Source organism: Streptomyces albiaxialis, from assembly GCF_039530985.1.
Lineage (GTDB): Bacteria > Actinomycetota > Actinomycetes > Streptomycetales > Streptomycetaceae > Streptomyces > Streptomyces albiaxialis.
In genome coordinates, this window is record NZ_BAAAPE010000001.1 from 759,679 (window position 1) to 774,637 (window position 14,959).

At 72.4% G+C, this 14,959-nt stretch carries 7 protein-coding genes, 1 tRNA gene and 1 pseudogene; 5 read left to right on the forward strand and 4 right to left on the reverse strand.

Going from position 1 to position 14,959, the window contains the following annotated elements:
• Positions 1–14 precede the first annotated feature (14 nt).
• Positions 15–6,362 (reverse strand): amino acid adenylation domain-containing protein, encoded by a 6,348-nt coding sequence (locus tag ABD343_RS03315; protein WP_344523730.1) that lies wholly within the window; start codon positions 6,360–6,362, stop codon positions 15–17.
• Between the two features lie 743 nt (positions 6,363–7,105).
• Between ABD343_RS03315 and ABD343_RS03320 the strand changes: the two genes are divergently transcribed.
• Positions 7,106–7,774, forward strand: coding sequence for an O-methyltransferase (locus tag ABD343_RS03320; RefSeq protein WP_344523732.1), 669 nt, complete (start codon positions 7,106–7,108; stop codon positions 7,772–7,774).
• Positions 7,775–7,853: 79 nt separating this feature from the next.
• Here the strand turns inward: ABD343_RS03320 and ABD343_RS03325 are convergent, their stop codons facing one another.
• A complete protein-coding gene (locus tag ABD343_RS03325; RefSeq protein ID WP_344523734.1) occupies positions 7,854–8,975 on the reverse strand; it encodes an HAD-IIIC family phosphatase in 1,122 nt (373 codons plus the stop codon).
• 271 nt (positions 8,976–9,246) lie between these two features.
• On the opposite strand from ABD343_RS03325, the pseudogene ABD343_RS03330 reads away from it, so the two are divergent.
• The 3 genes and pseudogenes from ABD343_RS03330 to ABD343_RS03340 form a co-directional block, all read left to right on the forward strand.
• Positions 9,247–10,095: pseudogene (locus ABD343_RS03330) on the forward strand (metallophosphoesterase family protein); the annotation flags it as partial.
• Positions 10,069–10,857, forward strand: coding sequence for a 4'-phosphopantetheinyl transferase family protein (locus ABD343_RS03335; protein WP_344524367.1), 789 nt, complete (start codon positions 10,069–10,071; stop codon positions 10,855–10,857). The pseudogene ABD343_RS03330 and the gene ABD343_RS03335, both read left to right, overlap by 27 nt.
• Positions 10,858–10,941: 84 nt before the next feature.
• Positions 10,942–13,008, forward strand: coding sequence for a phosphocholine-specific phospholipase C (locus tag ABD343_RS03340; RefSeq protein ID WP_344523736.1), 2,067 nt, complete (start codon positions 10,942–10,944; stop codon positions 13,006–13,008).
• Between the two features lie 44 nt (positions 13,009–13,052).
• Here ABD343_RS03340 and ABD343_RS03345 read toward each other — a convergent pair whose 3' ends face one another.
• On the reverse strand, positions 13,053–13,814 hold the full coding sequence (locus tag ABD343_RS03345; RefSeq protein ID WP_344523738.1) for an ArsR/SmtB family transcription factor: 762 nt from the start codon (positions 13,812–13,814) through the stop codon (positions 13,053–13,055).
• A 64-nt stretch (positions 13,815–13,878) separates the two neighbouring features.
• On the opposite strand from ABD343_RS03345, the gene ABD343_RS03350 reads away from it, so the two are divergent.
• Positions 13,879–14,754 (forward strand): PhzF family phenazine biosynthesis protein, encoded by an 876-nt coding sequence (locus ABD343_RS03350; RefSeq protein ID WP_344523740.1) that lies wholly within the window; start codon positions 13,879–13,881, stop codon positions 14,752–14,754.
• A 54-nt stretch (positions 14,755–14,808) separates the two neighbouring features.
• Here ABD343_RS03350 and ABD343_RS03355 read toward each other — a convergent pair.
• Positions 14,809–14,882 (reverse strand) — tRNA-Thr (locus tag ABD343_RS03355).
• Positions 14,883–14,959 lie beyond the last annotated feature (77 nt).

A 14,959-nucleotide genomic window follows, 5' to 3' on the forward strand; every position in this document is an offset into this window, starting at 1 on the left:
CTCGCTCTCTCTGCCTAGCTCTCGGTGGCGGGGACGGGGGCGGTGTCGATGTCCAGGGCGTCCAGCTCCTCGTCGCTGAGGTTCTGGACGAGGCTGATGCTGTCGCTGAGCGCGTCCAGGTCGAGCGCGGCGGCGGGCCCGCTGTCCGGGGTCAGCCGCTCCACGTCGGCGGCCAGGTGCGCGAGCTGCTCGGCGCCGAAGATCGTCTGGACCCGCAGCTCGACGCCCGTACGCCGCTTGATCAGGTTGATCATCCGGGTGACCAGCAGCGAATTGCCGCCGAGCGAGAAGAAGTTGCTGTCCCGCCCCAGGAGCCCGGCGTCCAGGTCGAGCAGCTCCGCCCAGACCTCGGCGACGACGCGCTCGGCCGGGGTGTCCAGCTCCGCCGCCCCGTCGGCGGACCTGCGGGGCAGCTCGGGCTCGGGCAGGGCGTGGGTGTCGAGCTTGCCGTTGCTGGTGAGCGGCAGCGCGTCGAGCATCACGTAGCCGGACGGCGCCATGTACGCGGGCAGCGCGGCCCGTACGGCGGCGTCCAGCTCCGCCTTCAGCACCCCCTCGTTCGGCCAGCGCGGCACGGCGACGTCGCCGAGGGGCGTACGGTCGCCCCCGGGATCCGGGGCCCGGCGGGCGCGGAGGACGTACGTCCCGCTGCCGCCCTCGCTCTCCTCGCCGGAGACCTCGTATCCGCGCTCCTCCAGCAGCGCCGTGACCGTCTTCCGCCGCCCGTCCGCGTCGTCGCGCAGCTCGACCACGAGCTGGCGGACGGCGCGCCAGCCGTCGCCGGTCAGGCCGTCGAGCAGCGCGTGTCCCGTGTCGTCCGCGCCGAGGCGCAGCAGGCCCACACCGCCGCCGTCCGCCAGGAGCGCGGACAGCGCGGTGGCCGGGTCGCCGTCGTGGACCCGCGCTTCGAGGCCGTACAGCGCGAGGTTGGCGCGCAGCGCTTCCTGGAGCAGCGGGTCCCGCTCGTGCGCGTGCAGCTCGGCGTCCGGGCGGGACAGCCCCGCCAGCAGCGTGAAGAGGCCGGGACCGGCCCCCATGTCCACGACGCGCTCGCCCGCGCCGAGCGTCAGCCCGTGCTCCCCGGTGAGCGGCACGGCCGTGCCCCCCTCGGGGTCGAGGACCGGGAGCCCACCGGGGAGTTCGCGGACGGTGTCGTGGAGCCCGGGGCGCTCGGCGGCGAGGCGGCGCAGGGCCCGCATCGGGCCCGTGTCCTGGTCGGCGGGGACGACGTAGCCGACGAGGCGGCGCTCGTCGCCCTGGCCCCGGACGACGACGCGGGCCTCGGCGACGGCGGGGTGCTCGTTGAGCCGGGTCGAGATCTCGCCCAGCTCGATGCGGTAGCCGCGGACCTTGACCTGGCCGTCGTTGCGGCCGAGGAACTCCAGCGTCCCGTCGGGCAGCCGCCGCCCCAGGTCGCCGGTGCGGTACATCCGCGCGTCCGGCAGCGTGGCGTACGGGTCGGGCACGAAGCGCTCGGCGGTCAGCTCCTCCCGGTTGAGGTAGCCGCGCGAGACGCCCTCGCCGCCGATGACCAGCTCGCCCACGGCGCCGGTCGGCGCCGGATTGCCGCGCGGGTCGAGCACGTACACGCTGTTGCCCGGCATCGGGCGGCCGATGGGCCGGGTGGTGAGGCGGGTGTCGGGCTCGACGACCTGGCGGAAGGTGGTGACCACCGTCGTCTCGGTGGTGCCCCACATGTTGATCAGCTTCACCCCGTCGTTGACGGGCCGCTGGAACCACGGGGCGAGCGGCGAGGCGTCCAGCTCCTCGCCGCCGATGAGCACGGTCCGCAGCGAGTGCGAGGCGCCCTTTTCGAGGTACTCACCCTGCGCGTCGATGAGCTGGCCGAAGCCGGTCGGCGTCTGGCCCATGACCGTGACGCGCTCGGCGCACATCAGCGCGTAGAAGTCCTTGGGGCTGCGGGCCACGTCCTGCGTGACGACCACGAGACGGCCCTGGTGCAGCAGCGCGCCCCACATCTCCCACACGGTGAAGTCGAAGGCGAAGGAGTGGAAGAGCGTCCACACGTCCCCGGTCCGGTAGCCGAACCACTCGTGGCACGCGACGAAGAACCGCGACATGTTCCGGTGCTCGACCATCACGCCCTTGGGCAGGCCCGTCGAGCCCGAGGTGTAGATCACGTACGCGAGGTCGGCGGCCGAGGCGCCCGCCACGGGCTCCAGGTCGCCGTCGGGCAGGTCCGCCCACCGGTCCGCGTCGCCCGGCACGTCCACGACCGTGGCGCCGCCCGCGTCGAGGCCCTCCGGCACTCCGCCGGAGACGAGCAGCACGCGCGGCGCGCTGTCCCGCATCACATGGCCGATGCGCTCGGCGGGCGCGGACGGGTCCAGCGGTACGTACGCGCCTCCGGCCTTCACCACGGCCAGCGCGCTCACCACGAGCCACTCGCTGCGCGGCAGGCACACGGCCACCAGCCCGTCCCGGCCCACGCCCCGCTCGCGCAGGTAGCGCGCGAGGCGGTTCGCCCGCGCGTTCAGCTCGGCGTAGGTCAGGTCGCGGTCCTCGCAGCGCACGGCGACCTGGTCGGGCGCCGCGCGGACGATCTCCTCGAACCACGCGTCCATCCGCCGGTCGGCCTCGCCGAGCGGGATCCCCGTCTCCACGGGCTCCCAGGCGTACGAGCCGGTCTCGCGCTCCCGCATCACGGGCGGCAGCACCGACAGCTCCAGCGCCGGGGCGTCCGCGCGCTCCTCGTCGGACAGCGCGTCGACGAGCGCGGCCATGGCCGCCTCCAGGCAGTCGACGACCACGTCGGCGTCCTGGGCCCGGTGGATCTGGGCGTCGATCTGGAAGCTGCCCTCGATGTCGTTGACGGAGACGGTCAGCGGGTAGTTGCTGCGCTCGATGACCTCGGTGGACAGCGGCGTGACGCCGACCCGCTCCAGCATCTGCTCGACGCCGTGGTCGCCGGGCATCTGGCGGTAGTTGAGGATCGCGTTGAAGAGCGGGGACTCGGGGCTCGGCAGCCCGCTGTGCGCGCGGGCCTCGGAGAGCGGCGTCTGCTCGTACCGCACGATCCCGTTCAGCGTCTCGTCGGCCCGCTCCACCAGCTCCCGTACGCTGCTGCCGGCCAGCCGGAAGCGCACGGGCAGCGTGTTGATGAAGCTGCCGAGCATGCTCTCCGTCCCGGCGGGCCCCTGGAGCCGGCCCCACATGACGGTGCCGAACACCACGTCGTCACGGCCCGCGCAGGCGGCGGCCGTCAGGGCCCAGCCCGCGTGGAAGAGGGTCGCCGGGCTGGTCGCCAGCTCAGCGGCGAGCGCGCGCACCCGCCGTCCGAGCCCCTCGTCCAGCGAACGGCGCAGCTCGCGGACCTCCTCGCCGTCCCCGTGCACATCGTGGAGCCCGAACATCACGGTCGGCTCCTCCACGTCGCCGAGCAGTTCGCCGAAGAACGCGGCGGCCTCGGACCGTTCCGCAGGACCACGCCGGGTGTGCTCGATGAACGCCCGGTACTGCGCGGGCTCCGGCAGCTCCGCCGCCCGCCCGTCCATGTGCGCGCCGATGTCGGCGAACAGCAACCCGAGCGAGGAGGCGTCGTGGATCGTGTGGTGCAGGCTGAGCGCCGCGTGCCAGACCCCGGTGTCCGGGTGCCTGCCGCCGCGCAGCCGGATGAGCGGCGCCTGGTCGAGCGGCATCCGCGGCGCCTGCCGCAGCAGCTCGGCGAGCTGCTCCCCGGCGGGCTCCCCGGACCGCAGCCCGACCTCCTCCAGGGCGAGTTCGACGCTCCGGAGGACGGCCTGGACGGGCCCGTCGAGCCCGTCGGAGAGGATCACCGTGCGCAGCGCGTCGTGCCGCGCGACGACGGCCCGCAGCGCCGCCGCGAACCGGTCCAGACACTCCCGGTCCGCGAAGGAGAACAGCCCCGTCGACACGTACGGGTCGTGCGCGTCCTCCCTGACGTGGTGGAAGAACATGCCCTCCTGCATCGGGGCGAGCGGATACACGTCCTGCAGATTCGCCGCCCCGCCCGGCACAGCCGCGACGACGGCCGCGACCTCGTCCTCCGTGAGAGCGACGAGGGGGAGCATCTCGGGGGTGACGCGGGTGGTGTGCGGCGGGATGCCGACGGGGGAGGGTGCAGAGGAGGGGGCCTCTACGGGTTCCGCGGACGCTACGGGCTGCGCGGACGCGACGGGCTCCGCGGGCGCTACGGGCTGCGCGGACGCCTCGGCCTCCACGGGCTCCCCCACGTATTCCGCCGCCTCCGCGATGTCCGCGAGCGAGCGGGCCCGCAGGATGCTGGGCGGGTCGCAGTCCAGGCCCCGTTCGCGCAGGTCGGCGGCGAGGCGGTGCGCGACCAGGGAGTGGCCGCCGAGCGCCACGAAGCCGTCGCCGGGCCCGATCTGGCCGGGCTCGAACCCGAGCAGCTCGGCGCAGGCGGCGACGACGGCGGCCTCCTTACGGGCCTGAAGGGTCCCGGCATCGGCGTACTCCGCGCCTTCCGCGGGCCGGACGCCGTTCGAGGTGCCGGTCACTCCCGGAGCCGGACCGGCGTACGCGCCGCCGCTCCCGTTCGGGCTCCCGTTCCCGTTCCCGGAGAGCTGGTCGTGGCCGCTCATCCGATCGAGCCAGTGGCTGCCCCGCTCGAACGCGGTGCCCGGCAGCGGGACCACGGTCCGCCCCTCCAGGTGCAGCGCGCTCCAGGGCACACGGGCCCCGTTCACCCACAGCTCGGCGAGGCGGGCCAGGTCGCGGTCGTCGACGAGGGCGGCGAGGAAGGCCTTGCCGGAGGCGCCGTCGAGCACCGAGAGCAGCGAACCCGTCCTGCTGTCCCGGGCGTTGCCCGTGTGCGCGGCGGGGTCCTCGTCCCTGGTGAGGAAGCGGGCGAGAGAGGCGCGCAGTCCTTCGAGGTCGTGCGCCACCACGGCGAACCGCTCGGGCAGGGCCTCGCGGCCGGTCTGCAGCGTGTACGCGACGTCCGCCAGGCTCACCTCGCCGCCGCCCGGCCCCGCGTCGCCCGCGAGGCAGGTATCCAGGTACGCGTCCAGCCGCCGTACCGCCCCGGTCAGCCGCTCCCGGCTCGGCGCGGACACCACGACGAGCTGCGGGCGGGCGTCGTCCCGCGCGCCCGTGCGGGGCGCGCGCTCGGGCGGGGCCTCGACCACCAGGCTGACGTGACTGCCGCCCACCGCGACGGAGTTGACCAGCGCGCGGCGCGGGACCTCGCGGCCCTCCGCGTCCCGGCGCCGCTCCCAGGGCGTCAGCTCCTCGCAGAGGGCGAGGGCGCCGCCGTCCAGGGGGAGGGCGGGGTTGGGCTCCCCGGCGCCGACGAGCGGCGCCAGCTCGCCGTGGCGGAACTGGAGGGCGACCTTGGTGAGCTGGGCGATGCCGGAGGCGGCCTCCGGGTGCCCGAGGTTCGACTTGACGGTGCCCACGGGCACGGGCGTACGGGCGTCCGCGAACACGTCGCGGAGTGCGGCCAGTTCGGCCCCGTCGCCCGCGGGGGCGCCGCTCGCCGCGGCCTCGACGTAACCGATCGAGGCCGGTTCGGCCCCGGCCTGCTCCAGCGCCCGGCGCATCACGGCGGCCTGGGCGCGGCGGCTGGGCCTGAGGAAGCCGTCGGCGCGCCCGCTGTGCAGCGAGGCGCTGCCCTTGATGACGGCGTGTACGGTGTCGCCGTCGCGCAGCGCGGCGTCCAGCGGCTTGAGCAGCACGGCGCCGACCGCCTCTGCGGGCAGATAGCCGTCCCCGTCGCGGAAGCTGCGGCTGCCCGGGTGGCTGCCGAGCAGCCCCATCTCGGAGAGCCCGAGGAACTTGTCCGGGTGCGTGGCCAGGTTGACGCCCCCGGCGACGGCGAGCGCGCTCTCCCCGCGCGCCAGGTCGGCGCAGGCGAGGTGGACGGCCATGGCCGAGGACGCGCACATGCTGTCCACCGCCAGGCTGGGCCCCTCCAGTCCGAAGAAGTGGGACACCCGGTTGGCGATGAGGTTGTACGAGGCCATGGAGGTGAGCGCCGCGAGGGGGCGGTCGGCGGCGTCCGCCCGGTAGAGCTGGTACGCCGCGCCCACGTAGACCCCGACGCGGCGGTCGTACCGCTGCTCGACGGCGTCCTGCGTGACGCCGCTGCTCTCCAGCAGCTCCCACACCGTCTCCAGGAACAGCCGCTGCTGCGGGTCCATCACCGCCGCCTCGCGGGGCGAGACGCCGAACAGCGCGGGGTCGAACCTGTCGATGCCGTCGAGGAATCCGCCCCACACCTCGGGCCGGCTGTCCTCGTCCCAGCGGTCCTCGGGCGGCCGGGTCACGCAGTCCTGGCCTGCCCGCAGGTGTGCCCAGAGCGTGTCCAGGTCCTCCGACCCCGGATAGCGCCCCGTGATGCCGATGACTGCGACGTCCATCAATTCACCTCTGCTTTCGGCGCGCCAGAACGAGGCACGCTCCGGCGCGGACCCGACCCCGCGCTCCGTGGACGGGTGGCGCCGGTGTCCGGGCATGCCGGAGCCGAGGACTCGGCAGCGGTCCCTGCGAACGCCGGCGGATCGATCATGGATATCCGTTTCTGGATAGCGTCGAACCAGCAGTGAAGCCGGGCGCGGAATCGACGCACTTGTCGTTCCGGCAACCGTGAGGAATGAGTTCGGGTTCGATATGACGTTTCGGCGCACGTGAAATCAGGGATACCGGCGAACACCCCTGTAGGCACGGAATCCCGGAATGCCGAAGAACGTCACAGAGTCACAAAAAGCTCTGCGGATGCTTCAAGCAGAAGACGGCAGCTATGCCGTGGAGAATTGAGCGGCGTAAGCGCCGCACCCATGAATGATCATTACATTTCGCCTGCCCCCGTACTGATGGGTCGCGTCTTTCACGACCCCAGAACCCAGGGGGGACACACAGAAAGCCCCGTCACCCCCGTGATCGACAATCACCCTAACGGACGACTCTGGCGAGATGCAATGAACTCCGGTACCGAGTACGCCCGTTCTCTGTAACCGGTGGGTAATATTTCTTCCCCCGTTCAGCGCCGACCTCGGGTTTTTGCCTCCGCGCCACCGGCCCGTACGCCGTGAAGCGCCGTGCGCGCGGGCGGAGACGAGGGGAAGCGGTGCAACCACCCGCCGGGACGACGTACGTTGACCCCATGGCCACTCAGCTTGCCGTCACCGAAGAACTGCTCGCCTACGTCGAGGACGTCTCCAGCCCCGAGGACGAGGTGCTGACCGCCCTGCGCACGCTGACGGCGGAGCTGCCCGGGGGCACGTCGATGCAGGTCCCGCCCACAGAGGCCCGGTTCCTCGCGCTGCTCGTCCAACTCACGGGCGCCGCGCGGGTCCTGGAGGTCGGCACCTTCACCGGGTACAGCACCCTCGCCATGGCCCGGGCGCTCCCCGCCGGCGGACGCCTGATCACCTGCGACATCAGCGAGAAGTGGACCGACATCGGCGCCGAGCACTGGGAGCGCGCGGGCGTCGCCGACCGCATCGAGCGCCGTACGGGCGACGCGCGCGAGACCCTCGCCGAACTGCGCTCCACGGAGGGCGAGAACAGCTTCGACCTGGTCTTCGTCGACGCCGACAAGACGGGTTACCCCGCGTACTACGAGGCGGCGGTCGGCCTGGTCAGGCCGGGCGGTCTCGTCGTCCTGGACAACACCCTCTTCTTCGGCCGGGTCGTCGACCCGGAGGCCGACGACCCGGACACCCGCGCCATCCGCGAGGTGAACCGGCTGGTGCGCGGGGACGAGCGCGTGGAGATCTGCGTCCTCCCGCTGGCGGACGGCCTGACGCTGGCCCGCAAGAAGACGGCGTAACGGAGCAACGGGGCAACGGGGCACGGGAGGCCGCCCGGCCTCCCGCCTGCCGCCTCCCGTACCGAGGCCCGACCGACGCCTACGCGCCGGGAACGGACACCGCGCGTTCCCCGGCGTCGTCCGTACGTCCGCCCAGGTCAGGGGTGAACAGCCGCATTGTGACCGGCGGATCGCGCCGCTCGGTGACCAGGTGCAGCCGCTCCACGCCCTCGGTCTCCGGCGCGGGCAGCCCGGCGCGGCACGCGCAGTCCTCGCCGTCGAAGCCCGCGAACCGGTAGGCGATCTCCATCATCCGGTTCCGGTCGGTGCGCCGGAAGTCCGCGAGCAGGTGCGCACCGGCCGCCGCGGCCTCGCTCGCCAGCCAGTTCAGGACGGTCGCGCCGACCCCGAAGGAGACCACGCGGCAGGACGTGGCCAGCAGTTTCAGATGCCAGGCCGAGGGCCGCCGCTCGACCAGCAGCACACCGATCGCGCCGTGCGTGCCGAACCGGTCGGAGAGGGTCGCGACCAGCACCTCGTGGCTCTCGGAGGCGAGGAGCCCCCGCAGCTCCTCGTCGGAGTAGTGCACGCCCGTCGCGTTCATCTGGCTGGTGCGCTGGGTCAGTTCCTCGACGCGGCTCAGCTCGGTCTCCGTCGCCCGGAAGACGCGCAGTTCGAGGTCGAGGGAGCGGAGGAACGCCTCGTCGGGGCCGGTGAACTCGGCCCGTTCGGCGTCGCGCCGGAAGTTCGCCTGGTACATCGCGCGCCGCTTGGCGGAGTCGACGGTCCTGGCCGCGGGCGTGAACTCGGGCAGCTCCGTGAGCCGGGCCGCCTCCTCGGCCGGATAGCAGCGGACCTCCGGGAGGTGGAACTCCACCTCGGCGCGCTCGGCGGGCTGGTCGTCGATGAACGCGAGGGTGCGCTCGGCGAAGTTGAGCCGCTCGGCGATCGACCGTACCGAACGGGACTTGGGGCCCCAGCCGATCTCGGCGAGCACGAAGTACTCGGCGAGGCCCAGCTCCTCCAGCCGCGCCCAGGTCGGTTCGTGGTCGTTCTTGCTGGCCACGGCCTGGAGGATGCCCCGCGCGTCCAGCTCCTCGACGACCTCCCGTATCCCGTCGGCGATGCGCACGTCACCGTCCTCCAGGAGCGTGCCCTGCCACAGCGTGTTGTCCAGATCCCAGACCAGGCACTTCACCGTGGTCGTGGCTTTCTCGCTCACCGGCTTACCTCCATCATTGCCAATTCTTTGTCGGGATTTGGCAAGCCCCCGGTTTTCCGGCCAAGGGTGGCCACGGCCCCATCCTTGGGGAGTCGCCCCGGAAGTACGCGAGCGACAGGGCGATTGTGCCGCACCTCACAACTGTGCCGCCCGAAGGTTCCGTTACCCGCACGCGCGGCGGGAATTCCCGCGCACCGGCGGCCGTTGACACGATTGCCGCGCCCTTGTTTTGATGCGGCGGCGGTGCGCGTCAGCGACTACGCAACGGGGGATGGGCGTACGGATGAACGGAAAGCTGCTCGCCGTCAGCGATCTGCATGTCGCGTTCCGGGAGAATCACACGGTCCTCGACTCCTTGCACCCCACAACCGACGCCGACTGGCTGATCGTCGCGGGCGATGTCGCCGAGCGGTTCTGGGACATCGAGCGGGCCCTCGGACTTCTCAGCGACCGTTTCGCCAAGGTCGTCTGGGCCCCGGGCAATCACGAGCTGTGGACCCACCCGAGCGACCCGGTGACCCTGCGCGGCGACCGGCGCTACCGCCGCCTGGTCAAGGCCTGCCGGGACATGGGCGTCGTCACGCCCGAGGACCCGTACCCGGTCTGGCACGACGAGGAGGGCCCGGTCACGGTCGCCCCCCTCTTCGTGCTCTACGACTACTCGTTCCGGGCTCCGGGCGCCGCGACCAAGGACGAGTCGCTGCGCCTCGCCCATGACGCCGGGGTCGTCTGCACGGACGAGTATCTGCTCCACCCCGACCCGTATCCGACGCGGGACGCGTGGTGCCGGGCGCGCGTGGAGTGGACCGAGCGCCGCCTCGAAGACATCCCCGCGTCCCACCGCACGGTCCTCGTCAACCACTTCCCGCTGGTCCGCGAGCCCACCAGGATCCTGCGCCACCCCGAGTTCGCACAGTGGTGCGGCACGGAGCGTACGGCGGACTGGCACCGCCGCTTCCGCGCCACGGCGGTGGTCTACGGGCATCTGCACATCCCCCGGGTCACCTGGCACGACGGGGTCCGCTTCGAGGAGGTCTCGCTCGGCTATCCGCGCGAGTGGCGCCCCCGGCCCCCGCGCGAGCCCCTCCGCACGGTGCCCACCACCGCGGCGCCCGGGCCCACCCTCGTCCAGGAGCTGTTGCCCGGCGCCGCGGCGACGAGCGAGGCGTTCACGGACGCCGAGGGCCCGCCGGAGAAACATCTGTATCCGGAGGAGCTGGAGATCGTCGAAGACGCCGTGCCCTCGCGCCGGCGCGAGTTCGCCACCGGGCGCGTCTGCGCGCGCCGCGCGCTGCGCGGCCTCGGCGTGCCCCCGGCCCCGCTCCTGCGCAACCGGCGCGGCGCCCCGCAGTGGCCCGAGGGCGTGACCGGCTCCATGACCCACTGCGCGGGGTACCGCGCGGCGGCGGTCGCCCGGCGCGGCGACGTCCTGGGCCTCGGCATCGACGCGGAGCCCAACGAGGCCCTGCCGGAGGGCGTCCTGGAGGCCATCGCCCTCCCCCGCGAGCAGGAGTGGGTGGCCGCCCTCTCCCGTAAGGAACCCGGGGTCCACTGGGGACGGCTGCTGTTCAGCGCCAAGGAGTCGGTGTTCAAGGTCTGGTATCCGCTGACCCGCCGCGAGCTGGGCTTCGAGGAGGCGCTCATCGAGGCGGACCCGGACAAGGGGACGTTCACAGCCCGCGTCCTGGTCCCCGCGCCCACGGTCGGGGGACGCCCGCTCGACCACTTCTCCGGCCGCTGGCTCTGCCGCGAGGGGCTGCTCCTCACGGCGGTGACGCTGCTTCCGGCGCCGGTCGGCGAGAGCGCGCCTACCCCGCCCTCGGGCCCACAAAACCGCAGGTCATCGGGGCCGTCAGAGCAATCAGCACAAATGACCTCTTAGTCGTCACCACCCTTCCGGAATGCCTGTGACCTTGGCAGACTTCCCGCGTCCCTGCAGTCCCGCGCCTTCCAAAGGTCCTCAGTCATGCCTGAACTCAACCGGCGGCGTTTCCTCCAGATAACGGGAGCGACCGCGGGCTTCGCAGCCCTCTCCAGCAGCATCGAGCGGGCCGCGGCCATCCCGGCCGCGCGCCGCACCGGCTCGCTCAAGGACGTCGAGCACATCGTCGTCCTGATGCAGGAGAACCGGTCCTTCGACCAGTACTTCGGCGCCATGAAGGGCGTGCGCGGCTTCGGCGACCCCCGCCCCGTCACGCTGCCCGGCGGCAAGAACGTCTTCCATCAGCCCAAGAAGCCCGGCGACGCGACCGAGGTGCTGCCCTACCGCGCCGACGACGAGGACCTCGGCATGAAGTTCCTCGCGGGCCTCGACCACAGTTGGAACGGCAGCCACCAGGCCCTCAACGGCGGCAAGTACGACGGCTGGATCGCCGCGAAGTCCGAGGAGACCATGGCGTACATGAACCGGGACGACATCCCGTTCTTCTACGCCCTCGCCGACAAGTTCACCGTCTGCGACGCCTACCACTGCTCGTACATCGGCAACACCGAGCCCAACCGCTACTACATGTGGACCGGCTACCAGGGCGGCGAGAAGGACGGCATCGGCGGCCAGGTCGTCTCCGGCGACAAGCCGGGCAACCCGGGCATCAGCTACCCCGAGCGGCTGGAAGAGGCCGGGATCTCCTGGAAGTTCTACCAGGACATCGGCAACGGCCTGAACGGCGCGGGCGAGTGGGGCTGGACCGACGACGCCTACATCGGCTGCTACGGCTGCAACACGCTGCTCTACAACAAGACCTTCCGCGAGGCGAAGCCCGGCGAGCCGCTCTACGAGAAGTCGCGGCGCGGCACCGAGATCAAGAAGAGCGGCGAACTCCTGGACGACCTGCGCGCCGACATCCGCGCGGGCAAGCTGCCCCAGGTCTCGTACGTCACCGCCCCCGAGGCCTTCGACGAGCACCCGAACTGGCCCACCAACTATGGCGCCTGGTACATCGCCCAGCTCCTGGACGTGCTCACCTCCGACCCCGAGGTGTGGAGCAAGACCGCGCTGTTCATCACGTACGACGAGAACGACGGCTACTTCGACCACGTCGTCCCGCCCTACGCCCCGGCCGACGCGAACCAGGGCAAGGCCACCATGGACACGGCCGCCGAGCACTACAAGGGCGATGCGAAGAACCAGGCGGGCCCGTACGGCCTCGGCCCCCGCGTCCCCATGCTCGTCGTCTCCCCCTGGTCGACCGGCGGCTACGTCTGCTCGGAGACCTTCGACCACACCTCGATCATCCGCTTCATCGAGGAGCGCTTCGGCGTCGAGGAGCCGCAGATCACCCCATGGCGCCGCGCGGTCTGCGGCGACCTCACCTCCGCCTTCGACTTCTCCCTCAAGGACACCGACCGCCCGGACCTCCCGGACGTCGACGCCTACGAGCCGCCGGACAACGACCGCCACGACTCCTGGAACCCGGCCCGCCCCGACGTCCCGCAGGCCCTCAAGCAGGAGAAGGGCGCACGCCGGACCCGTCCCCTCCCCTACGCCCCGCTGACGGACCTCGCATCCGACCCGACCACGGGCAAGGTGACCCTGACGTTCGGCGGCGGCGAGAAGGCGGGCGCGCACTTCCACGTCACCTCGGGCAACCGTACGGACGGCCCCTGGGTCTACACGACGGAGGCGGGCAAAACGCTCGCGGACACCTGGAACACCTCGCAGACGAAGGACGCCTACGACCTGACGGTCCACGGCCCCAACGGCTTCCTCCGCACCTTCCAGGGCCCGGCCAAGAAGCGGACCCCGGAGGTCACCGCCCGCCACGCCGCGAAGGGCGCGCTGGAGCTGGCGTTCACCAACCCCACGGGCTCGAAGGTGACGGTCCAGGTGACCAACGCCTACGGCGGCAGGTCCAAGAAGCTGACCCTCCGCCCCGGCGCCACCACGACCCACACCCTCCCCCTCGGACCCACCCGCCACTGGTACGACGTCCGCATCACGATCGACGGCGACTCCGCGTACCTCCGGCGCCTCGCGGGCCACGTGGAGACGGGCAAGCCGGGCGTGAGCGACCCGGCGATCGCGACGCACTGAGCCGCGTACTGAGCCCGCACTGAGCCGTACCGCTGCTCGTACCGCTACCGGACGGGGACCAGGCCGAGGGTGCGCTCCAGCCCCTCGGCTCCCTCGTCCGTCACGCGGACCACGCGCGGCGCGGCGCCCCAGCGCACCCAGTCCAGGGCGAACAGCCGGGCCGTCAGCGCCGCGCCGAGCCCCCCGGCGAGGTGGTGCCGTTGCTCGCTCCAGTCGACGCAGTACAGCACCGGGGGACGGCGCGGCGGCAGCCGCTCGGCGTGAACGCCGAGTTCACGGAGCAACTCCCGCCCGGGGCCCGTCATCCGATACCGGATGTCACGCCCGTAGGAGGCGGGCCGGTCGCGGACCGCCTCCTCGGGCCGGTGGATGCCGTCGTACCCGGTCAGCACCCCGCGGTCGAGCAGCGCGGCCATCAGATCGGCCCCGAGCCGCCCGGCCAGATGGTCGTAGCAGGTACGGGCGCGGTGCAGGGCGCCCGCGCGGTTGCTCTGCTTCAGCGAGGTGACGGGCAGCGGCGGGGCGATCAGCGCCAGGGCCTCCAGCGCCGCGGACACCTCGGGCCCGGCCAGCCGGAAGAGCCGGTGCCGCCCCTGCCTGGCGACGGTGACCAGCTCCCCCTCGACCAGCTTGGCCAGGTGCACGCTCGCGGTGGCGGCACTGACCCCCGCCTCACCGGCGAGCGCGCTCGCGGCCAGGGCCCGCCCGTCGGCCAGGCACTTGAGCATCCGCGCCCGCGACGGATCGGCGACCAGCGCGGCGGCGCGGGCGATGTCGGTCTGCTGCTTGAGCGGCTCGTCGGTCATGGCCGCAGCGTAGAACATCGACACTTAGACGGCCGACGAAGCGTCCGGCTCCGATGATCTCTCCATGCCCACGACGAAGCAGAACCCGAAGTCGACGCACGTACTCCACTACACGGCGTTCACCACCGACCCGGCCGGCGGCAACGGAGCGGGCGTCATCCTCGACGCCTCCTCCCTCGACGACGCCGACATGGTCGCGATCGCCGCCGAACTCGGCTACTCGGAGTCCGCCTTCCTCACCCCCGGCCCCGACCCGGCCGACGACCGCTCGTACACGCTGCGCTTCTTCAGCCCCAAGGCGGAGGTGGACTTCTGCGGCCACGCCACGGTGGCCGCCGCGGTCGCGCTCGGCGAGCTGCACGGCGAGGGCGACTTCGGCTTCCACACCTCGGCGGGCCACGTCCCCGTCACCGTCCGCGCCGAGGACGGCGTCCTCAAGGCCACCCTCACCAGCGTCGTCCCCCGCCTCCACGACGCCGCCCCGGCCGACGTCACGGAGGCCCTGGCGGCCCTCGGCTGGCACCACTCCGAACTCGACGGCGCACTCCCCCCGAGGATCGCCTTCGCGGGCGTCCGCCACCTCGTCCTGGCCGCCGCCACCCGCGAACGACTGGCCGACCTGGACTACGACTTCGACCGCCTGCTCCGCCTGATGCGGCGCCTCGACCTGACGACCGTGCAGCTCGTCTGGCGCGAATCGCCGACCGTCTTCCACGTCCGCGACCCGTTCCCGGTCGGCGGCGTGGTCGAGGACGCCGCGACGGGCGCCGCGGCCGCCGCCTTCGGCGCCTACGCCCGCGCCCTCTCCCTCGTCCCCCCGACCACCCGCCTCACCCTCCACCAGGGCCACGACATGGGCCGCCCCTCCCTCCTGGAAGTAGACCTCCAGGAGAACGACCCCCGCATCCACGTAACGGGCGCGGCGATCCCCACCCACTGACCGCCCCAAAGAAAAGAGCCCAGGCCACGAAAATCGTGACCTGGGCTCTGACGGAGCCGCCTAAGGGAATCGAACCCTTGACCTACGCATTACGAGTGCGTCGCTCTGGCCGACTGAGCTAAGGCGGCAGGCTGCGTGCGACCAGCGTGGCAGCCGCAGCGGCGATAAGTCTACATGGTTTATCGGGGTGGTCCCGACCATGGTC

What these genes read in the sequence shown, in the direction of transcription:
- ABD343_RS03350 (WP_344523740.1), top strand. Translation starts at nt 13,879, where the DNA reads ATGCCCACGACGAAGCAGAACCCGAAGTCGACGCACGTACTCCACTAC.
- ABD343_RS03320 (WP_344523732.1), top strand. Translation starts at nt 7,106, where the DNA reads ATGGCCACTCAGCTTGCCGTCACCGAAGAACTGCTCGCCTACGTCGAG.
- ABD343_RS03340 (WP_344523736.1), top strand. Translation starts at nt 10,942, where the DNA reads ATGCCTGAACTCAACCGGCGGCGTTTCCTCCAGATAACGGGAGCGACC.
- ABD343_RS03315 (WP_344523730.1), bottom strand. Translation starts at nt 6,362, where the DNA reads ATGGACGTCGCAGTCATCGGCATCACGGGGCGCTATCCGGGGTCGGAG.
- ABD343_RS03345 (WP_344523738.1), bottom strand. Translation starts at nt 13,814, where the DNA reads ATGACCGACGAGCCGCTCAAGCAGCAGACCGACATCGCCCGCGCCGCC.